Origin of the sequence: Neisseria shayeganii 871, from assembly GCF_000226875.1 — a bacterium.
In the GTDB taxonomy this organism is placed as follows: Bacteria; Pseudomonadota; Gammaproteobacteria; order Burkholderiales; family Neisseriaceae; genus Eikenella; species Eikenella shayeganii.
On sequence record NZ_JH164926.1, the window covers coordinates 1,023,605 to 1,047,576 of the forward strand.

Genomic DNA, 23,972 nt, shown 5'->3' on the forward strand with positions numbered 1-23,972 from the left:
GGGCATCTCTGCCCGCCTAAGCAATACACCGGTTTTCAGGTAGCCCATCTTCAGCACAGGCTACCTGAAAGCCCCCAAAAATTGAAAACCAATCATACAAAGGAAACACCATGAAAAACGAATTCCGACTGGGCGTGGACGCCGGCGGCACCTTCACCGATTTCGTGCTGGCCGAGCGCGACGGCAGCATCCATCTGTTCAAAGCCCCCTCCACCCCCGAAGACGGCACCTTGGCGATTGCCGCCGGCCTGGCGCAGATGGCGGAAAAATTCAACCGCCCGGTGGAAGACATCATCCAAAACTGCGACTTCTGCATCAACGGCACCACCGTGGCCCTCAACGCCCTGATTCAGCTCAAAGGCGTGAAAGTGGGCCTGCTCGCCACCGCCGGCCATGAAGACAGCATCGAAATCCGTCTCGGCCACAAAGAAGAAGGCTACCGCTACGACGCCAGCTATCCGCCCGCACCGCAATTGGCGCCGCGCGAACTGCGCTTCCCGGTGCGCGGCCGCATCCTCGCCGACGGCAGCGAGCGCGAACCCTTAAACGAAGACGACATCCTCAAAGCCATCGAAGCCTTCAAACGCGAAGGCGTGGAAGCCGTGGCCATTTCCTTTGTGTGGTCAATCAAAAACCCCGCCCACGAACAACGCGCCAAAGCCTTGATTCAACAGCACCTGCCCGATGTGTTCGTCTGCTGCGGCAGCGAAGTGTATCCGCAAATCCGCGAATACACCCGCACCTCCACCACCTTGGTCAACGCCTACCTCAGTCCGGTGATGGCCGCCTATGTGCGCAAAATCGACCAATACTTCAAAGACCTGGGCGCAGCGCAACCGGTGCGCTACTTCCAGTCCAACGGCGGCCTGGCGGTAGGCGACATCATGCGCGAACGCGCGGTGAACGCCATCAACTCCGGCCCCGCCTCCGCACCGCAAGCCGGCCTGTTCATCGCCGCCCCCTTCGGCATCGACAACGTGATTACCGTGGACATGGGCGGCACCTCCTTCGACATCACCCTGGCCAAAGGCGGCCAAACCAGCCTCAACCGCGACATCGACTTCTTGCGCAACCGCATCGGCGTGCCTATGATCCATGTGGAAACCCTGGGCGCGGGCGGCGGCTCGATTGCCCACGTCAACACCTTCGGCATGCTTGAAGTCGGCCCGCAGAGCGCCGGCGCCACCCCCGGCCCCGCCTGCTACGGCAAAGGCGGCACCCGCCCCACCGTCACCGATGCCAACCTCGCCCTGGGCTACCTGAAGCCGAATGCCGTGCTCGGCAAAAGCGTGACCCTCGATGCCGACAAAGCCCACCGTGCGATTAAAGAGCACATCGCCGACCCGCTCAACATCGACACCGCCCACGCCGCCTACGGCATCAGCGCCATCGTCAATCAAAACATGGCCAACGGCATCCGCCGCATCACCATCGAGCAAGGCTACGACCCGCGCGATTTCGCCCTCATCTGCGCCGGCGGCGCCGCCGGCATGCACATCATTCCGCTGGCCGAAGAAATGGGCATCAAACAGGTGCTGGTGCCCAAATTCGCCTCCTGCTTGTGCGCCTTCGGCCAGATTATTTCCGATGTGAAATATACCTATTTGGCCACCGAAGCCATGCTGGTGGCGCCCGACGCCGACTTTACCTCGCTCAACGCCACCCTGGAACGCATGGAGGCCGAAGGCATCAAACGCCTGAAAGAAGACGGCTTTAGCGATGCCGACATCGTCATCGAGCGCAGCATGGAAATGCGCTATCTGGGTCAAATCCACGAATGCACGGTGCAAGTGCCCAACGGCAACATCGACGCCGACTTGGCTCTGGAGATTCTCGATGCCTTCCACCGCCGCCACGAGGCGCTGTTCACCTATTCCGAAGCCGACAGCCCCGTGGAGCTGGTGAACGTGGAAGTCACCGTGCGCGGCTGCGTGGAGAAACCGCAAATTCCGCATATTCCCAGCGCCGCCACCGGCGTGGAAGACGCACTCACCGAGCACCGCAACATGATCTTCGACGGCAGCCACCACTGGATCAACAGCCCGGTGTACGACGGCACCCGCATCGGCGCCGGCCACACCGTACACGGCCCGGCCCTGATTGAAGAACCCACCACCACCATCGTCATCAAACCCGGCTGGCAGGCCTATCTGCACGAATCCGGCACCTATTTGCTGACACCGGAGGAATAATTATTCCGCGCCAAGCCAGCAACAGCCTTTCAGGTAGCCTTCGGGCTAGCTGAAAGGCTGAGACCTTTGCAAAACCTCCAGATGTGGATGCAGTTCAAGGCGTAGCAGCGCAGCGAGCGCAGACATATCACACGATAGGCAAGTGAGCGAGCAGCGCACAACGCAGAAATGCGCCGCAGATGGGGGTTTTGCAAAGGTCTCAGGCTGAACGCCGTATACCAATCCCGGCAAACATTCCTATCGCCCAAAACCAAATTTTTTTGAATTTTTAACTAAAAAAGTCCGGTAAACATCATTTTTTAAAACGGTTTTTACCTGTTCAAAATTAAATGTTATATTTGCCAACACAAAAACAATAGCGTCAGAGGCAAAACCGATGAGCACCCACCACCAGCATTTCTCCACCCTCAACCTGCCCCCCGGCCGCAACAGTTGTCGCGCCTGGCAGGAAACCGTGTGCCGCACCCTGTTCGACCTCGACATCAGCAGCAGCCGGCCACACTTCAGCGGCTCGCTGGAAAGCAAACGCATCGGCCGCCTCGATGTGGCCCGCATCAGAGCCGACCCCGCGGTTTACACCCGCACCCGCGCCCATCTCGACCGCGCCACCGAAGAAGAATTTCTCATCACCCTCAACACCCACAACTCGGTTACCTTCCGCCAGCTCGGCCGCGACACTGTGTGCGGGAGCGGTAATTTTCTGCTCGAACTCTCCCACGAACCCTACGATTTCATCGCCCGCCAAAGCATGGATGTGCACGTTTTCAAAGTGCCCAAATCCCTGCTGAAAGAATACATCCGCCAGCCCGAACGCTATTGCGCGCTCGATTTCGACGGCCACAGCGGCATCGGCCTGCTGTTCCGACGCTACGCCCTCAACGCCGTGGCCATGCTCTCCGATCTCAACGGCGCCGATGCCGATATGGTGGAAAAACAATTGCTCGAACTGTTCGCCCGCGCAGTGGAAAAAGACGCCCGCGTGCTGGCTTCCGCCGACTCCGCCGTGCGCGCCGCCCACCTTTTGCGCATCGAGCAATACGCCAACGCGCGTTTGGACCGCAGCGACCTCTCGCCCGAGCAAACCGCCGCCGCCTGCCAGATTTCCGTGCGCTACCTGCACCTCTTATTCAAAGACACCGGCACCACCTTCTCCGACTGGCTGCGCAGCCGCCGTCTGGAAACCGCACGCCACCGCCTGCTGCAACCGCATTTCAACGGCACGCTCGCCCAATTGGCTTACAGCCTCGGCTTCACCGACCAATCCCACTTCTCCAAAGCCTACCGCCGCCACTTCGGCGAAAGCCCGCGCGACACCCTCAACGGCCGCAACAACGCCGTTTAAGCCCGCCGTCACCCCGCTTACCCGCTTCATCGGACAAAATACTGGCAGCAGGCAAAATAAAACCTTTGCCACACCGGCCAACCTTACCGCTCAAACTCAGGCTGAGACCTTTGCAAAACCCCCATCTGCGGCGCATTTCTGCGTTGTGCGCTGCTCGCTCGCTTGCCTATCTAGATGATATGTCTGCGCTCGTTGCGCTGCTACGCCTTGAACTGCATCCACATCTGGGGGTTTTGCAAAGGTCTCAGGCTACCTGAAAAGCCCGCCGATTGTTCAATCCACCATATCCCGCTACAATAGCCCCCGTTTTTCCGCCTGCCGTTTTCCCATTATTTTTCAGGTAGCCTTTATGAATCCAGCCGCCGAACGTGTACTGCAACACTTTCAGGAAAGTATTGCCGCCAAGCAGCAAGCCGCCGAATTGCTGGCCGAACCGGTGGCCGCCGCGGCCGGCCTAATGCTGCAATCCCTAATGGAAGACGGCAAAATTCTGGCCTGCGGCAACGGTGGTTCCGCCGCCGACGCCCAACACTTCGCCGCCGAAATGACCGGCCGTTTCGAACGCGAACGCATGGGCTTGGCCGCCATCGCCATCACCACCGACACCTCCGCGCTGACCGCCATCGGCAACGACTACGATTTCAAGCGCATCTTTTCCAAACAAGTGTCCGCCCTAGGCCGCCCCGGCGACGTACTGCTCGCCATTTCCACCTCCGGCCATTCCGCCAACATCATCGCCGCCATCGAAGCCGCCCACGAGCAAGACATGCGCGTGGTGGCCCTAACCGGCCGCGACGGCGGCAAAATCGCCGGCCTGCTGCGGGAAAACGACATCCTGCTAAACGTGCCGCACCAACGCACCGCCCGCATTCAGGAAATCCACATTCTCATCATCCACGCCCTGTGCGACCACATCGACAACGCCATCTTGGAAGGCCTGTAAACCGCTTCTCCGACAAGGAAAACCGTATGAAACCTTATGCCCGCGCCTTACTGCTGTCCGCCGCCCTCGCCACCACCCTGTCCGGCTGCGCCGCCGCCCTGCTCGGCGGCGGGGCGCTGGGCGTGATGTCCGCCACCGAACGCCGCAGCACCGGCGCCCAAGCCGACGACCAAGTGATGGAACTGCGTGTGCAGGAAAGCGCCCTCAAGCACCTGCGCGCCAATAACAGCGTGCCCGGCTTCGAGCCCCGCCTGTCGGTAGTCAGCTTCAACCGCCACGTCCTGCTGATGGGCTTGGTGTCCAACGAGGCCGATAAAGCTTTTGTCGAGCGCGTGGCCCGCGCCGAACAAAATGCGGCGCAGGTTTACAACCATATTCAGGTAGCCCAAGCCCACCGCAGCTTCGGCGACGTCAGCAACGATTCCTGGATCACCTCCAAAGTCCGCACCACCCTGTTGGGCACCGCCGGCATTCCCTCCAACCAAGTCAAAGTGGTCACTTACAACGGCATTACTTATGTCATGGGCATCCTGACGCCGGCCGAGCAGCAGCTGGTCAGCCAGACCGTCAGCACCACCGCAGGCGTGCGCCAAGTGGTGACGCTCTACGAAACCTTTGTTCCCAACCGATAAGGACATCTCATGACCGACAACACTCCGCCCAAGCCCGCCAAAAAACGCGGCCTGTTCGGCAAGGTCATGTTCGGCCTGCTGCTGCTGACCGCCATTGTGGTGGCGGTACTGGTATTTCTGGCCTGGCAGGCATTGAGCCACCCCGGCACACCCGCCGGCGGAGCCGCCTCCGACCCGAATAACGGCAGCGTAGAAATCTGGCAGCCCAACGGCGCGGTTTCCGCCAGCCAAGTATATGTGCCGGTCACCGGCAACCTGCCGCCCGCCGCCAGCGAAGCGGTGCCGGAAACAGAAGCACAAACCGCCCCCGGCCCGGCAGGCCGCACAGAGGCTCCGCAGGCCAAAACACCGGCTACCGAAGTGCCGATTCCTCCGGTCAATACCCAACCGGCCGAAACGGAAATCAAACCAGTCAACCCTCCGCCCGCCCAACCGCCCCGCCCCGCCCCGCGCCGACAGCCGGGCAACCCGGAAAATCCGGTGGACAATCTGTTTTAAACTTTAAACACCCAACCGATCGATCAGGCTATCTGAAGACCTGATCGATTGACATAACTTTCTACAATCCCATACCTCGTATTATCCTGCACATCTTTGATCAGTGCTGTCACGGCTAAACCGCAGCCGTTGCCCCAAAGTGCAACAAGATTCGACAGCTCGCGCGTATTTATCTCTTCCCTGTGTAGTGGTGTCGCGTATATCAATCTCAAACCACAATACTGCTGCGACACCCTTTAACGACAGACAGGCCGAGGCCTTTGCAAAATCCCCAGATGTGGATGCAGCTTGACTGCACCCACATCTGGAGGTTTGTAAAGGCCTTGGCTCTCTGAAAATGAGAATCGACTTTATGATTGAAAGACTGTGCCTTTATACCCTCATCTACGGCCCATTTCTGCATGGTGCGTTGATGCCTTAGGGGTACTGCCCACCCGCTTGCCTATCATGTGATATGTCTATCCCACAGGGATTTCTGACGTTCACGCTCACTGTGCAGCTACGCCACAAACCGCATCTATATCTGTAGGTTTTTAAAAGATTTCATTCTGCTAATTCAAGAAAGTGTTGGAAATGACGAAAGCAAAAAACATCCGTGCCGTGGCGTTTGATTTGGACGGCACGTTGGTAGATTCGATAGCCGATTTGGCGGCGGCGGCCAATGCGGTGCGCAGCGGCGAAGGTTTGCCGCTGTTGGATGATGCCACTTTGGCTTCTTTTGTGGGGGACGGCATCGGCGTACTGGTGCACCGTACGCTGAGCGGGAATCGGGACGGTGTGGCAGACGAGGTGCAATGGCAGCGTGGTTTGGCGGTGTTTGTGAATTATTATTCGCGGCACCTGAGCGTATTCAGCCGGCCGTATGCCGGGGCGGTGACTGCTTTGGGTTTGCTGAAAAGCCTGGGGCTGCCGCTGGCGGTGGTGACCAATAAAAGCGAAGTGCTGGCGGTGGCGTTGTTGCGCCAGTTGGGTTTGGCCGATGAATTCAGCCTGATTGTGGGCGGCGATACCTTGCCGGAGCGCAAACCGTCGGCACTGCCTTTGCTGCATACTGCCGAGGTGTTGGGGGTGTCGCCTCAGGAATTGGCCATGGTGGGCGATTCGACCAACGATGTTTTGGCGGCCAAGGCGGCAGGCTGTTTCAGCATCGGCGTGCGGCACGGTTATGCCGATATGGATGCCTTGGCTGCCGATGAAGCCACACGGCCGAATTGGATAGCAGACGATTTGCCGGCGATCTACGATTATCTGGTCCCTGTTTTGAAAGCGGCCCGTGAAGCCGGTTAAGTCGCTGCGCGCCAGGGCGTTGGCTTATTTGTCTCGGCGGGAAATGTCGAAGGCCGAATTGAGGCGTAAGCTGTTGCCGTATGCCGAGGAAACGGAAGAGGTAGATGCCTTACTGCAGGAGTTGGCTGAGCGGCATTGGCAGTCGGACAGCCGTTATGCCGAGAGTTATGTGCACGGCAAAAGCAGTCGTTACGGCCGCTTGAGGCTGGCAAAAAGTTTGAGCCAACAAGGCGTGGATGAGGAAACCATTGCGGCGGTGTTGCCGGAACCGGATGCGGAGCGGCGAACGGCCTGCGAGGTGTTGCGCAAAAAATGCAAAGTGCCGCCGGCCACACCGCAAGAATATGCTCGTGCCCAGCGCTTTTTGGCCTACCGCGGTTTCTCCGGCGAGCACATCCGCTATGCCTTGCAGCATGCCTGGAGTGAAGAGGACAGGGAATAGGCCGCTCCGGCGGCTTGGATCAGGACTGACGGGGCCTTTGCTCCCCAGATGCGGATGCCGTTCAAGGCGCCACTGCACAACGGGCGTGAACGCCAGGAATCCCCGAGAGAGAGACATCAAGATAGCTCAGCAAGTGGAACGGGCAGTACGCCTTGGGCATAAACGCACCATGCAGAAATGCGCCGCAGATGGTGGTTGCAAAAACTCCAGTCAATGCGTTTAGCGATCATCGCTTGCTCGGTTTGCTGGAAGTAAAACGCCCATATGAAATCCCCTAAATACCTGGATTGGCATTTAGGGGATACGGGGCGGTTTCATAAAGGTTTCAACTTGTCGGCCGCAGCAGGGCTGGGGAGCCGCAGTGCCGCCTTATTTCAATACTTCGGCAATCGCATTGGCCACGTAATCCACGTTTTTGCTGTTGAGGCCGGCCACGCACATGCGGCCGTTGTCCACCATATACACGGCAAACTCGCTTTGCAGGCGGGCCACCTGTTCGGGGGTGAGGCCGGTGAAGCTGAACATGCCGCGCTGTTTGGTGAAATAGCTGAAATCGCGGCCGGGCACTTTGGCGCTCAACACGTCTTGCAGTTTTTGGCGCATGGCGCGGATGCGGTCGCGCATTTCGTACACTTCACCCACCCATTGTGCAAACAGTTCGCCGTCGTTCATGACGCTGTCCACCACATAGGCGCCGTGGGCGGCGGGGCTGGAGTAAATGCGGCGCACGGTGAATTTCAGCTGGCCCAACACCAGTTTGGCTTCTTCTGCGGTGGGGCAGACCACGCTCAGGCCGCCCACACGTTCGCCGTAGAGCGACAGGTTTTTGGAGAAGGAGTTGCTCACAAACACGGTCAGGCCCATGGCCACCGCTTGACGGATGGCATAGGCATCGCTTTCCATGTCGTCGCCGAAACCTTGGTAGGCGATGTCCATAAACGGAATCAGCTTTTTGGCTTTGACGATGGCCAGCAACTCATCCCATTGTTCGCAGCTCAGATCCACGCCGGTGGGGTTGTGGCAGCAGGGGTGCAGCAACACCACGTCGTTTTCGTTGAGGGTGTTGAAGAAGGCCTTCATCTCTTCGAATTTCACGCCGATGGTGGCCGGGTCGTAATAGGGGTATTTGCCCACTTCAAAACCTGCGCCCTCGAAAATGCTGATGTGGTTGCCCCAAGTCGGGTTGCTCACGTAGCACTTGGCTTGCGGAAACCATTGGTGGATAAAGTCGGCGCCCACTTTCAGCGCGCCGGAGCCGCCCAAAGCTTCTATGGTGGCCACGCGGCCTTCGGCCACGGCTTGGCTGTTGTCGCCGAACAGCAGTTTTTGGCAGGCGCTGCGGTAGCCGGCCAAACCTTCCATCGGCAAGTAGCCGCGCGGACGCTGTTCTTCGGCAATCGCGGCTTCTACTGTTTTCACGCATTCGAGTACGGGCAGGCGGCCGTCTTCGTCATAATAAACGCCCACGCCGAGATTCACTTTCTCGCTGCGCGGGTCTTGGGCGTATTTTTCCATCAAACCGAGGATGGGGTCGCCGGGATAAAATTCGACGTGTTGGAACATGGTGGCAATCCTTTTCAATAAGGCATAAACGGGAAAATGTGCGGGCGGTATTGTACGCCTCCGGCGCGGTTTCAGGTAGCCTTGCGCACAGGAAAACGCCCCGCCTGCGGGCAGACAGGCGGGGCCTCAGAGGGTCTTATTCGGCCACGGCTGCCAAAACGGGTTTGCCGCTGGCATCGATCAATTCCAGCTGTTGTCCCTGGCGACGGTAGCCGCGCGTTTGCGCCAGCACGGCGGCGGCGTCATGGTCAAGCTGCATGGCCTCCGGTTCGCACATTTTCAGTGTGCTGGCCGCCGGCCCGAACACCAAACCGCCCTTGGGCAGAGTAAACGTGCCGAACAGATTGTTGCAGCCCAGATTGAGGGCGTAACGGCCTTGCGCCGCATCCAACCACAAGGTGCCCTGTCCGACGGCGAGGTTTTTTCCGTTTATATGCGATACCCGCCAATTGCCGTTCAGGCCGTCTGCCTGGGTGTTGGCGGCCGATGACGGAGCCGCAGCGGCGCCGTCCGGATGGGCTTGGGTGCAAGCCGCCAATAAAGCGGCAGCGGCAAAAATAGCGATTGCTTTCATCAAAATCCTCCTGGATAGGGGTACACAAAATCAGGGTGGTGCGCCGGATGGCGCACTCAACGGCATTGGGCAAATTTGTTGCGGTTCAGGTAGCCGATGTGCCATTCGTCCGGCTGCCCGTCTGGTGCAGGGCGGATGTGCAGCGCATAACGCTGTTTGTCCTGTTGCGCCAGCACTTCGCCGATATTGTGGATTTCGTCCACGTCCACACCGTGCTTGTCGTCCACATGAGACACCGCGCCGGCGAAATCGAAATCGCGGTAGAAATCGCTGCGTTTGGCCTCGGCAATCGCCGCTTGGCTGCTGGGCGCCACAATCAGCATTTTGTGGTGGTACTCCTCAAATTCACCCGGCCGGTAGCCGCCCAAATTGATAAAAAACAGCTGATTGCTATCTGCCCGCGCCTGTTCGCGCGGCACCACACGCACGGCATGACCGCCCACCTGGCTCACTTCGCGCCAGCAGTCGATGTGCCAATTGCCGGCCGCTTCCGGCCATGCGGTCTCAAAAGCCGGAATCAAATCAGCCGGGTGCTCGGCAATGCCGAAAAACACATCGTGCTGCTCAATCAAGCGGCCTTTCGGCGTGGCGCCCAATTTCAGCATAAACAGTTTCATGGCTTGTGCTCCATCTTGCCTTTCCATCGCCTGAAGTCCCAACATCCGTTTGCGGATCATGCTTCAGGTATGGCCTACTCTACACCCATCCGGCCCGGCCGGCGTAAAAATTTTGTTTGTGCCAGCTGTTTTTTACCGTTGAGGGGCTAAGCCCCTTTTTTATATTGGCAAACAATGATGTAAATTTTATTGAAGCCAAATAAGGGGGCCAACTTGTCAGAAAATGCGGATAGGCTGCGTCACAAACGCCGTTGGCAAGCTGCTTGCCAACGGCCATCTTTTTCTATTTCTATGATCGATTTCCCATTACTCAACTGACGAAAACCAAAATGACTCGAACAAATATCCTACGCCCCCTGACTGTGATGATTACCGCTGCCGTATTCGGCCTGACCCACGTTTCCGCTTTTGCCGATGAAGCCGAGCTGCGCCGCGACATCGAGCAAAACCGCCACGCTATCGAAAATCAAGCGAAAAAACTGGATGAGTTCGACAAAGTACTCAAAAACCACGGTGACCGCATCAAAGAAATTTCGGACACAGCGGATACCAATGCCCAAACCGCCCTGCAAGCACACATCCTGGCCTCGCAAAATGAGCAATTAGCCCGACACCAACAAGAAACCCTTTTGGCTTTGGGTAAGGCGGATCAGCAAATCAACAATCAACTCAAGCAGCAAGCCGAACACATCCGCGCCCACGACACGGCGCTCGAACAAGCGAAACAACAAAACCAACAAACACAAGAACAGGTGGCCCGACACAGCGCAAATCTGAGCCGGATCGATCAAAAACTCGAGCGTCAAGCCGAAAATCTGACTGGTCAGGCGCAAAGTTTGGAGCAGCTCAAACAACGCACCGAGAGCCAAGCAAACCAAGTGCGGCAAAACCAACAAGCCATCTAAGCTTTGCAGCAGAGTGTACCGAGCCATGAAAAACTGGCCCAAATCGACCGCAATGCGGAACGGATCGGCCAATTGTCGCAACGCCTCAATGATTTGGATCGGGCAGTGCAACGCGGTCTGGCCGCACAAGCCGCACTGAGCGGTTTATTCCAGCCTTACGGCGTCGGCAAGGTCAACCTCTCGGCCGCCTTGGGCGGCTACCGCTCGCAAACGGCCGTGGCCGTAGGTGCGGGCTACCGTTTCAATGAGATGTTGGCTGCCAAAACCGGGGTGGCGTTTAATGTCCGGGGCGGCGGCGTAAGTTACAACCTCGGCGTTAATTTGGAGTGGTAAACATCCTGTGCGGCGGGGGCGGATACCGAACTGCCGCCGCACATCACCAAACCAAACCTTAACCGCATGAAACCTTTTAATTTCCCAAAAGACTGAGGACTTTGCAAAATCTCCAGGTGCGGATACCGTTCAAGGCGTAGCAGCGCAGCGAGTGTGCACCCAAGAATCCGGCGAGCGGACAGTACCTCTAAGGCATAAACGCTCAACGCAGAAATACATCGCAGGTAGGAGTTTTGCAAAAGTCTCAGGCTGTTCTGAATCTTGACTGGAGGAGTATTTCAAGATTCCGTTTGTCTTCATCGCTTGTCAACACCATAAATTCAGGCTACCTGAAATCCGTTTCAAGTAGCCTGAGACCTTTGCAAAACCCCCAGATGTGGATGCAGTTCAAGGCGTAGCAGCGCAGCGAACGTGAACGCTAGGCATCCCCGTGGGACAGACATATCATACAGATAGGCAAGCGAGTGAGCAGTACCCATAGGGCATAAACGCACAACGCAGAAATGCGCCGCAGATGGGGGTTTTGCAAAGGTTTCAGCTTTCTGTGAAACATATGCTTTCGCCAATCCATGCATGCGGCACAACCGGGTTTACTCTGCTTCTTCCGCTTCTTTTTGTTGCTTACAGCCGCCCACCAGTTTGCGCAAACTCTCCGGCTGCAGCAGGCAAATGTGCTTGTGCTCCACCGAAATCCAACCTTCCTGATTAAAGCGCGATAGGGTGCGGCTGACCGTTTCCAACTTCAACCCCAAATAACTGCCGATTTCCTCGCGCGACATACGCAAAATAAAATCGTTGGCGGCAAAACCGCGCTGCTGCAACCGCTGCGACAAATTCAGCAGAAACGCCGCCAGCCGCTCTTCCGCACGCATATTGCCCAACAGCATCATCACACCTTGGTCGCGCAGGATTTCCCGGCTGATCAGGCGGTAAAAATGCGATTGCAGTGAAGGCACGGCCACGCCCAATTCCTCCATCCGCTCGAAAGGCAGCTCGCATACTTCGCTGTCTTCCAAGGCCATCGCATCGCAAGTATGTTGCTTATGATAAATACCGTCCAAACCCACCAACTCGCCGGACATGAAAAAACCGGTAACCTGATCGCGCCCGTCAAAACTGGCGATGGTGGTTTTCATAAAACCGGTGCGCACGGCATACAGCGAATGGAACTCATCGCCGCTGCGGAACAGATATTCGCCTTTCTTCAAGCGGCGGCTTTGGCGCAACACCGAATCCAGCTGGCGCATTTCCTCCGCCATCAGTCCCACCGGCAGGCAAAGCTCCTTGAGCGAACATTTGGAGCAAACATTTTTGGTATAAGTCATCGTGTGTGTGCGGCCTTATGTAAATCTATCCCACCGGATGCAGAAGGCTTGACCGATATCAATACCCCTGCCGCCCGGCCGTTTATAGTAAGAACTTTTTGTGCAATGTGCACCCGGTTGGAAATTTTGTCTATTCTAACCATTTTTAAACACAAATCCTACCATTGATTCCGTTTATCCCTCCCCTCCTGCTCCTTAGGAGGCAACGCAATCCGACGCCGCTTAACATCATGAAACACAGCAACACCAGCCAAAACATCGTTTTCGACCGCGAACTGATCGCCTCCCTGCCCGCCAGCGGTCCCCGTTACACTTCCTACCCCACCGCAGACCGCTTTCACGCCGAATTCACCGACCAGGATTACCGCCAAGCCCTCCGCCAACGCAGCGACGACCCGCTCTCGCTTTATCTTCACATCCCGTTTTGCAACACCATCTGCTACTACTGCGGCTGCAACAAAGTCATCACCAAAGACACCGCCCGCGCCGACCGCTATTTAGGCTACCTGAAACAAGAATTTGCCCTGCAGGCGCAAAACTGGACCGGCAAACCGCCGCTGGCCCAACTGCACTTCGGCGGCGGCACCCCCACCTTCCTCAACGAAAACCAGCTTGCCTTGGTGTTCGACCTCATCCGCCAACACTTCACCCTGCTGCCCGAAGGCGAATACTCGATTGAAATCGACCCGCGCAAAGTAAGCCGCGAAACCGTTCTGTTTCTCGGCCGGCTCGGCTTCAACCGCATGAGCGTGGGCATTCAGGATTTCGACCCGCAGGTGCAGCAGGCCGTCAACCGCATCCAAAGCGAAGCAGAAACCCGCACCGTCACCGAAGCCGCCCGCGAAGCCGGATTCCGTTCGGTCAGCGTTGACCTGATTTACGGCCTACCGCACCAAAGCCCCGCCTCCATGCAGCAAACCCTGGATAAAGTGCTGGCGCTTGATCCGGACCGCCTGGCGGTCTATCACTACGCCCACCTGCCCCATCTCTTCAAACCCCAGCGCCGCATCGACACCGACGCCGTGCCCGACAGCAACACCAAGCTCGACATGTTGCAGCAAATCGTACAGCGGCTCGATCAAGCCGGCTACGTCTTCATCGGCATGGATCATTTTGCCAAACCCGGCGACGAGTTGGCCGTGGCCTTGCGCGAAGGCCGCCTGCAACGCAACTTCCAAGGTTATTCCACCCATGCCGATTGCGACCTGGTGGCCGTCGGCGTGTCGGCCATCGGCAAAATCGGCCGTACTTACAGCCAAAACGAACGCGAACTGGAAGCCTACTATGCCGCCCTCGATGCCGGCCGCCTGCCAATCATGCGCGGCTATGTTTTAACCGATGACGACCTGTTGCGCCGCCGCCTGATCCAAGACCTGATGTGCCGTTTCGGCCTCGAGTTTGCCGACTACACCGCCGAATGCGGCCGGCCGTTTGCCGACTACTTCGCCGCCGAAATGCCCGAATTGACCGGGATGGCGGCCAAAGGCCTGCTGGAGCTGGGTGCCGAAGGCCTGCGCGTGAGCGCCAAAGGCCGCTTCCTCATCCGCAACATCGCCATGGTGTTCGACCACCACCTGCGCCACCGCACCACCGCCGCCCGTTATTCGCAAACGGTATAAACTTTCTTCTGCCGCCCGCCCTCATGCAAACAGGCTACCTGAAAACTGTTCAGGTAGCCTGTTTCATCTTCTAATTGTTAATGCTGTTCACTCAAACCGCAATGCCGGCCAGCTGCGCGGTATCCTGCGCAATCATCAATTCTTCATTGGTCGGCACCACCATCGCCAGCGGCGCGGAGCCGCTTTGGCTGATGATGCCGCCCTGGCCGAAGCGGGCCGCCAAATTCGCCTCTTCATCCACCGTCAAGCCCATAAAGCCCAAATAGCCGATCACTTTCGCACGGATTTGGTCGGAGTTTTCGCCAATCCCGCCGGTAAACACCAAAGCGTCCAAACCGCCTGCCGCCACGCTCATGCCGGCCACATATTTGGCCAAGCGGTAGGCGAAAATTTCCAAAGCCAGTTTGGCGCCTTCATGCCCTTTCGCCGCCTCTTGTTCCAGCGTGCGGCAGTCGTTGGACAATTCGGAAATACCGAGCAGGCCGCTTTTTTTGTTCAGCAAATCGGTAACCGCCGCCATGTCCATGCCCGCATTTTCGTTTAAGAACAGAAACACGGAAGGATCGATATCGCCGCTGCGCGTGCCCATGACCAAACCTTCTAAAGGCGTGAGGCCCATACTGGTATCGCAGGAACGGCCGTCGCGCACGGCGGCAATCGACGCGCCGTTGCCCAGGTGGGCGATCACCAGGCGCAAACCCTGCTCGCTACGGCCCAGTTGGCGGGCCGCCTCTGCTGCCACAAAGCGGTAGCTGGTGCCGTGCGCGCCATAACGGCGCAAACCGTAATCGCGGTACAGCGCCCGCGGCACGGCATAGGTGTAGGCATGCTCGGGCATGCTTTGATGGAAGGCGGTATCGAATACCGCCACATGCGGCACTTGGTTGAAAATGCTTTGCGCGGCGCGGATACCCAGCAGGTGGGCGGGGTTGTGCAGCGGCGCCAACATAATGCAGGCCTCAATGCCGGCAATCACTTCATCGTCAATCAAACAAGAAGCTTTAAAGCGCTCGCCGCCGTGCACCACCCGGTGCCCCACCGCGCCGATGCGGCCGTCCAAACCGCGATCTTTCAATTCGGCCATCAGGGCGGCCACGGCTCCAGTGTGCGTGGGATCGTCGGCCAGGCTGACGCTGCGCTTGCCGCCGTCTGCCTTGAATGTGATGACCGCATCCGGCAGGTTGATTTTCTCGGCCAAACAGCTGAGCAACACCTCGCCATTATGGTTGTCCAACACGGCGCCCTTCACTGAAGAGCTGCCGCAGTTTAAAACCAAAATCAGTTGTTGAGACATGACACTCCCTTAGTTACATCCATGAATTTCTGATGAAGCGGCAGAACGCAGGCCCTCTCCGCCCCAAACAATGGGAACAAAAAAACCGGCTGTTGAAGCAGCCGGTTTTTTTCTTTAATTCTGGTGGAGGTAAGCGGGATCGAACCGCTGACCTCTTGCATGCCATGCAAGCGCTCTACCAACTGAGCTATACCCCCTAAATTTTGGTGGCGAATCAGGGACTCGAACCCCGGACACAAGGATTATGATTCCTCTGCTCTAACCGACTGAGCTAATTCGCCGCTCTGTTTGAAGCCGCGAATTATACGGATTTTTAAAAACCTGTCAAACCCCGACAAGCCATTTATTTTTTGTTTGTTGATTTGTATAACAATAAAACCCGTTCGCTTACCGAATCAACCAACATGATTGAGGCCTTGGCCAAATCTCCAGATGCGGATGCGGTTCAAAGCATAGCAGCGCACAACACAGAAATGCACCGCAACGGGGATGGAGCAAAGGTCTCGGGCTACCTGAAACCGCCATCACGCCACAGCATACAAAGCATTCCGGCCTGTCTGCGGTTTGCAAACAGGCCGGAACGAAAACCCATCAATCGGCAAACTGTTTTTTCATCTGCTCGCGCCGCTCTTGCGCCTCCACCGACAAGGTGGCGGTCGGCCGGGCCAGCAGTCGCTTGAGGCCGATGGGCTCGCCGGTGTCTTGGCAGAAACCGTAATCGCCCTCATCAATCTGGCGCAGGGAAGCTTGAATTTTGTTCAACAGCTTGCGCTCGCGGTCGCGGGTGCGCAGCTCCAGCACATACTCCTCTTCCTGCGTGGCGCGGTCGGCAGGATCGGGCGCCGCCTCGTGGTCTTGCAGATGGCCGGTGGTATCGGCTGCTTTCTGAATCAACTCCTCTTGCAGCTGCACCAGCAGATCACGGAAAAATGCGAGGTGATCGGCGTTCATGTAGTCGTCTTCCGGGCCGTTCCAGTTGAGGATGTCCTGTTCGGTCAGTTTCGCCATTGGTTTTCTCTCCTGTCGTAAAGGGGATTGGCTTATTTTGCGAAAGCGGGAATATAGCAGACGGGGCGATTATTGCAAGAGCAACAAGCTAAGCCGCGTCATCATCTGCGGCAGCCACCACACCACCCACCACCACAGCACCAACACCAGCACGCTGGCGGAAAAATCCCAACGACCGATGCGCAAAAAGGCAAACGGACGGCACAGCGGCAAATAAATCTGCTGCAACACCGCCATCAGGGGCGAATACGGATTGGCCAGCGACAACACCATGCGCCACACCAAACCGCCCAACAGCACATAAGCCGCCGCTTTGCTCCACGCCAACACGCTGAACAACAGATGGGCCGCCAGCAACCGCGGACTGAGCGGCACCTCAGGCAGTGCCGACACGGCTATCAAGCCATAGGCGGCCAGATAGACCAGCCAGGCGCCGAACAGGCAGGCCGTGTCCCAACGGCCCAGCGGCGGCAGGATTTTGCGCAGCGGCCGCACCAGCCAGTCGGTGCTGCGGCTGCAAAACTGCGCCAAAGGATGCAGAAAATGCAGCCGGCCGTATTGCAGCAAACAGCGGGCCAACAACAGCATGGCCAACGCATCGGCCACCCACAGCAACACCACGCTCAGCAATGTTCTCACAGCGACTCCTTAACAGCCAATTGCCGGCCCAATTCTTCGGAACGCGCCACACAGGCTTCCACGCCGGCCTGAATGGCCGAGGCTACCTGAAGCCGCTCGAAGGTGCTCAAGGCTTCATAAGTGGTGCCGCCTTTGGAGGTTACCTTCTGCTGCAACACAGCAAACTCCTCGCCGCTCTCCTCCGCCAAGGCCACCGCGCCTTTAAACGTCGCCAAACTCAGGCTGCGCGCCTCTGCAGCCGAAAACCCTTGCCCCTGAGCGGCTTGGGCCAAAGCATTCATCAAATAGAACACATAAGCCGGGCCGCTGCCGCTGATGCCGGTGATGCGGTGCAGGCCGTCTTCGTCGGGCAGCCAAACCGTCTGTCCGCTGGCCGCCATGATGCTTTCGGCCAAAGCACGGTCTTCCGCCGACGCATCTTCATCGGCAAACAGGCCGGACACGCCCTGCCCCACTTGTGCCGGCGTATTCGGCATCACCCGCACCAAACGGCGGGTGCCGCCCAGCCAAGCGCTCAAGGTGTCGCAACTCAATCCGGCCGCCACCGACAACACCAAAGCGCCGCCCACTGCCAGCCCGGCCGCCGCCGACTGCATGTCTTGCGGCTTCACTGCCAGCACCAGCACGTCTTCGCTGCCCAAGGCCGGCAAGGCCGTATCGGTGCGGATGCCGTAGCGGGCGGCCAAATCGGCCAGTTTGGCGCTGTTGTGATCCACTGCGCAAATGTCGAAACCGCCACCGCGGCACAAACCGGCGATGATGGCGGCGGCCATATTGCCGGCGCCTAGAAAATAAATGCTCATCCAAATTCCTCCTTGAAGGTGTTCAGCTAGCCTGCCGTTCGGCAAAAGGCTACCAAGCCGCCGTGATGGCCGCCGCCTGCTGCAAACGCTCGGGCGTGCCGACATCCAGCCACAAACCGCCGTGCCGTTCGCCGCGCACCTGCCCCTGCCGCATGGCCTGCCGCAGCAGAGGTGCCAGTTTGGCCGCCTGCTTGGGCGGCGTTTGCGCAAACAAGGCCGGGTGGTAGATGCCGGCGCCGCTGAAGGTCAGCGCTTCGGCGTCCGCATCGGCCTCGCTGCCGACACGGCCGTTGGCGTGCAGAAAAAAATCGCCCTGCGGATTGTGCGCAGGATTGGGCACCAGCCACAAATGGGCCAGGCAGCCGGCCGGCAAACCGGCTTTGGCGCGCACGGCATGGAAATCCAAATCGGTCAGCACATCGCCGTTGATCACCAGAAACGGGGCGTCGCCCAACAAAGGCAAGGCGGTGGCGATGCCGCCGGCGGTTTCCAAGCCCTGCTCGCCTTCCGGCGAATAGGCAATGCACACGCCGTAGCGGCTGCCGTCACCCAAACCGGCCTCGATTTCGTGGCCGAGCCAGGCATGGTTGATCACAATATCGCGCAAACCCGCCTCCGCCAAACGGCGCAGATGCCAGCCGATCAGCGGCTCGCGGCCGCAAGGCAGCATGGGTTTGGGTAAGGTGTCGGTGAGCGGGCGCATCCGTTCGCCGCGGCCGGCCGCCAGAATCATGACTTTCATGGATTATCCGTTTCCAATATTGAACAGGCTGCCCGAAAATTTTCAGGTAGCCTATTGTGTATGCCCAGCAGGCTGAGACCTTTGCAAAACCTCCAGATGTGGATGCAGTTCAAGGCGTAGCAGCGCAGCGAACGCAGACATATCATATAGATAGGCAAGTGAGCGAGCAGCGCACAACGCAGAAATGCGCCGCAGATGGGGGTTTTGCAAAGGTCTCAGGCTACCTGAAAAGCAGCCGCCGTGTTTATGCCGCGGCACCGCTGCGGACAGCGCGTTGCGGACGGCCGCCCCAAATAAACAGGCCCACGCCCACCCATACCCACACATAGCCGGCAAAGCGGTGCAGATCGAAGACTTCGTCAAACAGCGTCAGCCCCACCACAAACTGCAGAGTGGGCGAAATATACTGCACCATGCCCAGCGTGGACAAGCGGATGCGGCGCGCGCCGGCGGCAAACAGCAACAGCGGCCCCATGGTCACGGTACCACTGCCCACCACCAGCGCCAACGGCAGCGCAGGCAGTTGGGCGAACACCAAACCGCCCTGTTGGTGCTGCCACAGCAGATACAGCAGGGCAAACGGGAACAGCATCAGGCTTTCCAGCGCAAACCCCGTCAGCGCCGGCAAAGGCGAAAGTTTGCGGATCAGGCCGTAGCAGCCGAAGCTAACCGCCAAACCCAAAGCCAGCCAAGGCATCTGGCCGCCCAAGGTGGCCAGCCACACCACGCCGACGGCGGCGCAGACAATGGCCAGCTGCTGGCTGCGTTTGAGGGTTTCGCCCAGAAACAGGCGGCCGAGCAGCACGCTGATCAGCGGGGAAATAAAATAGCCCAAGCTGGCCTGCAACACCTGATGGCGGGTAATCGCATACAGATACAGCAGCCAGTTGAAGCCGAGAATAAGGGCGCAGGCGGCAAATGCGGCCAAGGTTTGCGGCCTAGCGCAGGCGGTACGCAATTCGCGCCCTTTGCGCCAAAGCAGTACGGCCAGCACCGCCAACACCGTGGCCCAAACAATCCGCTGCGCCAGCAGCTGGTCGGCACCGATGGGTTGTTGCAGCAGGGGAATCCAATAGATGGGAAACAGACCCCAAATCAGATAGCAGACGCAGGCGTAAATCAGGCCTTTGCGGTATTCCTTGTCCATGTGTGTAAGGTGGGTGTGGTGGTAAAAATAACCGCCCGAGGCGGATGGCAGATGCGGCTGCCTGCTTGATGTGTGATTCGTGCGCAGACGAACCGAACCACGGCCGCCGCCAGCATACCAATCGAAACAGGCTACCTGAAAACCCGAAAGCGGTTTCAGGTAGCCTGTTGTGCGGCGGCTTTAGGGCGTGCAGTCAAACAAGCTTGTGCAGCGATTTGTTGAGACAACATGCACAGATGCCGGACACTATACGGCCTACATCAGGTTCAAATCGCCCACCCGCTCGAAGATGTGCTCGCTGGCGCGGCCTTCTTCGTAAAGCTTGATGCGCAGGCGCAGGTCGTTGGCGGATTCGGCCTGACGCAGCGCTTCGTCGTAATCGATTTCGCCGTTGATATACAGGCGGAACAAATCTTGGTCGAAGGTTTGCATGCCGTCGTCTTCGGCACGCTCCATCAGGTCGCGGGCTTCCATGAGCTGGTTTTTGAAAATGTGGTCCTGCATAGCGGGGGTGTTGATCAACAAGTCCACGATTGCGGTACGGCCTTTGCCGCCCTTTTTCAACACCAAACGCTGGCCGATGATGCCCACCAAATTCAATGCCAAGTCCATCAGAATCTGCGGATGACGCTCTTCGGGATAGAGGTTCATGATCCGCTCAACGGTTTGGCTGGCGTTGGTGGCGTGGATGGTGAAAAAGCACAGGTGGCCGGTTTGCGCCAGCTGCAGGGCATACTCCATCGACATCTCGTTGCGCACCTCGCCCACCACCACTACGTCGGGCGCCTGACGCATCGCGCTCTGCACCGCCGCGCCCCAGCTGTGGGTATCGAGGCCGACTTCGCGCTGGGTGATGATGCTTTTAATCGGGCTGTGGATGTACTCGATCGGGTCTTCGATGGTCACGATGTGGCCGGCGGAATGCTTGTTGCGCCAGTCCAGCATCGCCGCCTGGGAAGTGGATTTACCCGAACCGGTGGCACCGGCCAAAATAATCAGGCCGCGTTTGCGCATGGCCAGCGTTTTCAAAGATTGCGGCAGCTGCAGATCGTCGATGGTCAAAATATCGGTGGTGATGCGGCGCATCACCAAACCGATGCGGCCCTGCTCATGATAAGCGTTGACACGGAAGCGGATGCCGCTTTTCGACTGCAGGGAATAGTTCAATTCCAGCTCTTTCGGAAACGCTTCTTTTTGCTCATCGTTAAAAGTGGAATACACAATCTGGGCGGCTTCGTCTTCCGTCAGCGGCTTGAGCGGTACCGGAATCAGGGTGCCGTCGATTTTGAAGGACGGCGGGAAATTGCTGCTGATGAAAATATCCGAAGCATTGCGTTTTAAAGATTCCTCGGCCATTTTTTCCAACAGCGGGTGCAATTGGGCGCGTTCGCGCAGCAAACCTTCCACCTTAGGGGCGGCTTTGGGTGCGGCGGCCTGCGGCTTGGCCGGCGCCACCGCAACTTTTTGCTGCCCACCGGCCGCAGCCGCCACCGCTGCGGCTGCCGGCACCGCGGCAGATACAAGGGTCTCGGCGGCTTTGACAGGCGGCGGTTCGGAATGTTCATCGAGCACCACGGTCACCACCTCGGACATCATGGTGTGTTGAACGGCGGCGGGCGCAACCGGAACAGGCTCGGCAGGCGTCTGCGTTTCGATTACCGGCAAGTCCGGCACCGTCAGCGCAGCGGTGGCCTTAGGCAGCGGCGGGATGTCGGGAACGGCTTGCCTCTCCGCCAAAGAAGCCTCCCATGCAGGGGTTTCCACAACTTCGAAAGTGATGCCGTCATCGTCATGGAAATCGAAAGACACTTCGCTGGAAGCAACCGGCTGCGGCTCGGGCGGCGCCTCTCCCTGATAACGGCTGACCATATCCGACAGCAAGCTGGCCACATCCCGTTCGTTTTGTTGTTCGTTCGACATGATATTTTCCCTTGTTGAATTGGCGGATTAAGAGAGCTGGTCGGGGTTTTGCGCCTTGCTGCGGGCGGTTTCCAAGCTGATGGTGCCGCGTTTGACCAAGCTTTGCAAAGCTTGATCCAAGGTCTGCATGCCGTGGGACTGGCCGGTTTGCAATGTGGAGCCGATCTGGGCGATTTTGTTTTCGCGGATCAGGTTGCGCACCGCCGGGGTGGAAATCAGAATTTCATGGGCCGCCACCCGGCCTTTGCCGTCACGGGTTTTGAGCAGGGTTTGCGAAATCACCGCCCGCAGGGATTCCGACAACATGGAGCGTACCATTTCTTTCTCTCCGGCCGGGAAAACGTCGATGATACGGTCAACGGTTTTGGCCGCACCGGTGGTGTGCAGGGTGCCGAATACCAAGTGGCCCGTTTCGGCAGCGGTCAGCGCCAGGCCGATGGTTTCCGGGTCGCGCATCTCACCCACCAGAATGATGTCCGGGTCTTCACGCAGGGCGGAGCGCAAGGCATTGGCGAAGCTGTGGGTGTGTTGGTGCAGTTCGCGCTGGTTGACCAACGATTTTTTGCTGACGTGCACAAACTCGATCGGATCTTCGATGGTCAGGATGTGGCTGGCCTGATTGCTGTTGACGTAGTCGATCATCGCCGCCAGCGTGGTGGATTTGCCCGAACCGGTGGGGCCGGTTACCAGCACCAAACCGCGCGGGGTATCGGAAATCTTTTTGAACACGGAAGGCGCGTTCAGTTCTTCCAGCGTGAGCACGCGGCTGGGAATGGTACGGAAAACGGCTGCCGGACCGCGCTCGGTGTTGAAGGCATTGACACGGAAACGCGAAACATTGGGCAGCTCGAAGGAGAAGTCGGTTTCCAGATTTTGCTGGTAATTTTTGCGCTGGTGGTCATTCATGATGGAAGCAATCATATTGCCCACCTCTTCAGCATTCATTTCCGGCAGGTTGATGCGGCGCACGTCGCCATGCACGCGGATCATGGGCGGCAGGCCGGCGGAAAGGTGTAAGTCTGAGGCTTTGTTTTTTACGCTGAAAGCCAGCAGGTCGGTAATCTGCATCTTGCTCAAGCTCCCTTTTTGATGAAAATCATTATGGTAAAAATATGTAGTATTTCGTATGCTCGTTTATTGTAAATACATCGACTCGGTTTGATAAAGGAAAAAGTTTGTTTTCCGGAAAATTTTTCAGTAAGGTGTCGTTTACAGCCGATTCACGCGAAAGACAAAGCCATGAACACGCTCTGCGAACGCCTTACGGCGGTGCGCCGCCAGTTGGCCGAAACCGCTGCCGCCAAGCAACGCCCATTGCCCGAGTTGGTGGCGGTGAGCAAAACATTTCCCGCCGCCGATATCCGTGCCCTTTATGCGGCCGGCCAACGCCACTTCGGCGAAAACTATCTGCAAGAATTTGAAGGCAAGGTAAAGGAATTGGCCGACCTGCCCGATCTGCAATGGCACATCATCGGCCACATCCAGTCGAACAAAAGCCGGATTGCGGCCGAATATGCGGCTTGGGTGCACACGGTGGACCGCGAAAAAATCGCCCGCCGCCTGAGCGAACAGCGGCCGGCGCATCTGCCGCCTTTGCAGGTATTGATTGAAGTGAACATCGGCGGGGAAGCCGGCAAACACGGCATTGCCCCGGATGAGGATAGACTGGCCGCACTGGCCTTTCAGGTAGCCTCACTGCCGCGCCTGCAATTGCGCGGCCTGATGTGCGTGGCGCGCACCGGTAGCGGGCCGGAAGAGTTGACACAACAGTTCTCCCGCATGGGCGAACTGCTGTCCATGTTGCAGCAACGCGGTTTGGCGTTGGACGTGTTGTCGATGGGCATGTCCGCCGATTTGGACTGCGCCGTGGCCTGCGGCGCCACCCACGTGCGCATCGGCAGCGCGATTTTCGGACAACGCCACACGGCGGCCTGACCATCTCAGACCAAACTGCCGGCTCCAAACAGGCCGCCGAGACCTTTGCAAAATATCTCCCAATCCCCTAAATTTCCTCCCAGGACATTTAGGGGATTTTTCATGAGCACCTTCTTTCAGCAAACCGCCCAAGCCATGATTGCCAAACACATCGACCGCTTTCCCCTATTGAAACTCGAGCAGGTGATTGATTGGCAGCCGGAGACCTTTGC

25 protein-coding genes, 2 tRNA genes and 2 pseudogenes are annotated in these 23,972 nt (G+C 58.2%); 12 read left to right on the forward strand and 17 right to left on the reverse strand.

The window, feature by feature from the left end; genetic code table 11:
- The first annotated feature begins 110 nt into the window (after nucleotides 1–110).
- A complete protein-coding gene (gene capA, locus HMPREF9371_RS04685) occupies nucleotides 111–2,192 on the forward strand; it encodes a caprolactamase subunit alpha (RefSeq protein WP_009118792.1) in 2,082 nt (693 codons plus the stop codon).
- A gap of 45 nt (nucleotides 2,193–2,237) precedes the next feature.
- Here capA and HMPREF9371_RS13225 read toward each other — a convergent pair.
- Nucleotides 2,238–2,440, reverse strand: a pseudogene (locus HMPREF9371_RS13225) (signal peptidase).
- A gap of 128 nt (nucleotides 2,441–2,568) precedes the next feature.
- Here HMPREF9371_RS13225 and HMPREF9371_RS04690 point away from each other — a divergent pair.
- The 7 genes from HMPREF9371_RS04690 to recX all read left to right on the forward strand — a co-directional run bounded on the left by HMPREF9371_RS04690 (nucleotide 2,569) and on the right by recX (nucleotide 7,336).
- Nucleotides 2,569–3,534, forward strand: a complete 966-nt coding sequence (locus HMPREF9371_RS04690) for an AraC family transcriptional regulator (RefSeq protein ID WP_009118795.1) — start codon at nucleotides 2,569–2,571, stop codon at nucleotides 3,532–3,534.
- Nucleotides 3,535–3,599: 65 nt separating this feature from the next.
- Nucleotides 3,600–3,791: a lipoprotein signal peptidase gene (locus HMPREF9371_RS13230; protein WP_232203076.1), complete on the forward strand. Its 192-nt coding sequence runs from the start codon at nucleotides 3,600–3,602 to the stop codon at nucleotides 3,789–3,791.
- A 92-nt stretch (nucleotides 3,792–3,883) separates the two neighbouring features.
- The gene (locus HMPREF9371_RS04695; RefSeq protein ID WP_009118797.1) at nucleotides 3,884–4,477 is read left to right on the forward strand and encodes a phosphoheptose isomerase; all 594 of its coding nucleotides are present in this window, start codon (nucleotides 3,884–3,886) and stop codon (nucleotides 4,475–4,477) included.
- A 26-nt stretch (nucleotides 4,478–4,503) separates the two neighbouring features.
- On the forward strand, nucleotides 4,504–5,109 hold the full coding sequence (locus tag HMPREF9371_RS04700) for a BON domain-containing protein (protein ID WP_009118798.1): 606 nt from the start codon (nucleotides 4,504–4,506) through the stop codon (nucleotides 5,107–5,109).
- Between the two features lie 9 nt (nucleotides 5,110–5,118).
- Nucleotides 5,119–5,607 carry a hypothetical protein gene (locus HMPREF9371_RS04705; protein ID WP_009118799.1) on the forward strand — a complete coding sequence of 163 codons (489 nt, stop codon included), beginning with the start codon at nucleotides 5,119–5,121 and terminating at the stop codon, nucleotides 5,605–5,607.
- Between the two features lie 573 nt (nucleotides 5,608–6,180).
- On the forward strand, nucleotides 6,181–6,894 hold the full coding sequence (locus HMPREF9371_RS04715; protein ID WP_009118801.1) for a phosphoglycolate phosphatase: 714 nt from the start codon (nucleotides 6,181–6,183) through the stop codon (nucleotides 6,892–6,894).
- A 43-nt stretch (nucleotides 6,895–6,937) separates the two neighbouring features.
- Entirely contained in the window at nucleotides 6,938–7,336 is a 399-nt protein-coding gene (recX, locus tag HMPREF9371_RS04720) for a recombination regulator RecX (protein WP_415752578.1), read from the forward strand.
- A 369-nt stretch (nucleotides 7,337–7,705) separates the two neighbouring features.
- On the opposite strand, the gene HMPREF9371_RS04725 is transcribed toward recX, so the two are convergent.
- From HMPREF9371_RS04725 to HMPREF9371_RS04735, 3 genes are all read right to left on the reverse strand, one after another.
- Complete coding sequence (locus HMPREF9371_RS04725) at nucleotides 7,706–8,899, reverse strand: amino acid aminotransferase (protein WP_009118803.1); 1,194 nt, start codon at nucleotides 8,897–8,899, stop codon at nucleotides 7,706–7,708.
- Nucleotides 8,900–9,035: 136 nt separating this feature from the next.
- Complete coding sequence (locus HMPREF9371_RS04730) at nucleotides 9,036–9,473, reverse strand: META domain-containing protein (RefSeq protein ID WP_009118804.1); 438 nt, start codon at nucleotides 9,471–9,473, stop codon at nucleotides 9,036–9,038.
- A gap of 56 nt (nucleotides 9,474–9,529) precedes the next feature.
- Entirely contained in the window at nucleotides 9,530–10,090 is a 561-nt protein-coding gene (locus HMPREF9371_RS04735; protein WP_198003612.1) for a DUF1543 domain-containing protein, read from the reverse strand.
- A gap of 329 nt (nucleotides 10,091–10,419) precedes the next feature.
- Between HMPREF9371_RS04735 and HMPREF9371_RS04740 the strand changes: the two genes are divergently transcribed.
- Nucleotides 10,420–10,995: a hypothetical protein gene (locus HMPREF9371_RS04740; protein ID WP_156786994.1), complete on the forward strand. Its 576-nt coding sequence runs from the start codon at nucleotides 10,420–10,422 to the stop codon at nucleotides 10,993–10,995.
- Between the two features lie 3 nt (nucleotides 10,996–10,998).
- Nucleotides 10,999–11,328, forward strand: coding sequence for a YadA C-terminal domain-containing protein (locus tag HMPREF9371_RS04745; protein ID WP_009118807.1), 330 nt, complete (start codon nucleotides 10,999–11,001; stop codon nucleotides 11,326–11,328).
- Nucleotides 11,329–11,669: 341 nt separating this feature from the next.
- On the opposite strand, the pseudogene HMPREF9371_RS13240 reads toward HMPREF9371_RS04745, so the two are convergent.
- A pseudogene (locus HMPREF9371_RS13240) lies at nucleotides 11,670–11,857 on the reverse strand (ATP-dependent exonuclease).
- A 61-nt stretch (nucleotides 11,858–11,918) separates the two neighbouring features.
- Nucleotides 11,919–12,653, reverse strand: a complete 735-nt coding sequence (gene fnr / locus HMPREF9371_RS04750) for a fumarate/nitrate reduction transcriptional regulator Fnr (protein WP_009118808.1) — start codon at nucleotides 12,651–12,653, stop codon at nucleotides 11,919–11,921.
- Between the two features lie 230 nt (nucleotides 12,654–12,883).
- Between fnr and hemN the strand changes: the two genes are divergently transcribed.
- Nucleotides 12,884–14,272: an oxygen-independent coproporphyrinogen III oxidase gene (gene hemN / locus HMPREF9371_RS04755; protein WP_009118810.1), complete on the forward strand. Its 1,389-nt coding sequence runs from the start codon at nucleotides 12,884–12,886 to the stop codon at nucleotides 14,270–14,272.
- A gap of 91 nt (nucleotides 14,273–14,363) precedes the next feature.
- Here hemN and HMPREF9371_RS04760 read toward each other — a convergent pair whose 3' ends face one another.
- The 11 genes from HMPREF9371_RS04760 to HMPREF9371_RS04805 all read right to left on the reverse strand — a co-directional run bounded on the left by HMPREF9371_RS04760 (nucleotide 14,364) and on the right by HMPREF9371_RS04805 (nucleotide 22,893).
- Complete coding sequence (locus tag HMPREF9371_RS04760) at nucleotides 14,364–15,566, reverse strand: acetate kinase (RefSeq protein WP_009118811.1); 1,203 nt, start codon at nucleotides 15,564–15,566, stop codon at nucleotides 14,364–14,366.
- A 121-nt stretch (nucleotides 15,567–15,687) separates the two neighbouring features.
- Nucleotides 15,688–15,763: transfer RNA gene (locus HMPREF9371_RS04765), tRNA-Ala, on the reverse strand.
- 7 nt (nucleotides 15,764–15,770) lie between these two features.
- Nucleotides 15,771–15,847: transfer RNA gene (locus HMPREF9371_RS04770), tRNA-Met, on the reverse strand.
- 310 nt (nucleotides 15,848–16,157) lie between these two features.
- The gene (gene dksA, locus HMPREF9371_RS04775; protein WP_009118812.1) at nucleotides 16,158–16,574 is read right to left on the reverse strand and encodes an RNA polymerase-binding protein DksA; all 417 of its coding nucleotides are present in this window, start codon (nucleotides 16,572–16,574) and stop codon (nucleotides 16,158–16,160) included.
- Nucleotides 16,575–16,643: 69 nt separating this feature from the next.
- Nucleotides 16,644–17,213 carry a YggT family protein gene (locus HMPREF9371_RS04780; RefSeq protein WP_009118813.1) on the reverse strand — a complete coding sequence of 190 codons (570 nt, stop codon included), beginning with the start codon at nucleotides 17,211–17,213 and terminating at the stop codon, nucleotides 16,644–16,646.
- Nucleotides 17,210–18,016 (reverse strand): pyrroline-5-carboxylate reductase, encoded by an 807-nt coding sequence (gene proC / locus HMPREF9371_RS04785; RefSeq protein ID WP_009118814.1) that lies wholly within the window; start codon nucleotides 18,014–18,016, stop codon nucleotides 17,210–17,212. Before proC ends, HMPREF9371_RS04780 begins: the two co-directional genes overlap by 4 nt.
- Before the next feature lie 49 nt (nucleotides 18,017–18,065).
- Entirely contained in the window at nucleotides 18,066–18,758 is a 693-nt protein-coding gene (gene murU, locus HMPREF9371_RS04790; protein WP_009118815.1) for an N-acetylmuramate alpha-1-phosphate uridylyltransferase MurU, read from the reverse strand.
- A 51-nt stretch (nucleotides 18,759–18,809) separates the two neighbouring features.
- On the reverse strand, nucleotides 18,810–18,968 hold the full coding sequence (locus HMPREF9371_RS13870) for a lipoprotein signal peptidase (protein ID WP_083813981.1): 159 nt from the start codon (nucleotides 18,966–18,968) through the stop codon (nucleotides 18,810–18,812).
- A 34-nt stretch (nucleotides 18,969–19,002) separates the two neighbouring features.
- Nucleotides 19,003–19,905 carry an EamA family transporter RarD gene (gene rarD, locus HMPREF9371_RS04795; protein ID WP_009118817.1) on the reverse strand — a complete coding sequence of 301 codons (903 nt, stop codon included), beginning with the start codon at nucleotides 19,903–19,905 and terminating at the stop codon, nucleotides 19,003–19,005.
- A gap of 255 nt (nucleotides 19,906–20,160) precedes the next feature.
- A complete protein-coding gene (locus HMPREF9371_RS04800; RefSeq protein ID WP_415752587.1) occupies nucleotides 20,161–21,396 on the reverse strand; it encodes a PilT/PilU family type 4a pilus ATPase in 1,236 nt (411 codons plus the stop codon).
- A 456-nt stretch (nucleotides 21,397–21,852) separates the two neighbouring features.
- Nucleotides 21,853–22,893 (reverse strand): type IV pilus twitching motility protein PilT, encoded by a 1,041-nt coding sequence (locus HMPREF9371_RS04805; protein WP_156786995.1) that lies wholly within the window; start codon nucleotides 22,891–22,893, stop codon nucleotides 21,853–21,855.
- A gap of 171 nt (nucleotides 22,894–23,064) precedes the next feature.
- Between HMPREF9371_RS04805 and HMPREF9371_RS04810 the strand changes: the two genes are divergently transcribed.
- The gene (locus tag HMPREF9371_RS04810) at nucleotides 23,065–23,760 is read left to right on the forward strand and encodes a YggS family pyridoxal phosphate-dependent enzyme (protein ID WP_040660178.1); all 696 of its coding nucleotides are present in this window, start codon (nucleotides 23,065–23,067) and stop codon (nucleotides 23,758–23,760) included.
- Nucleotides 23,761–23,972: the final 212 nt, after the last annotated feature.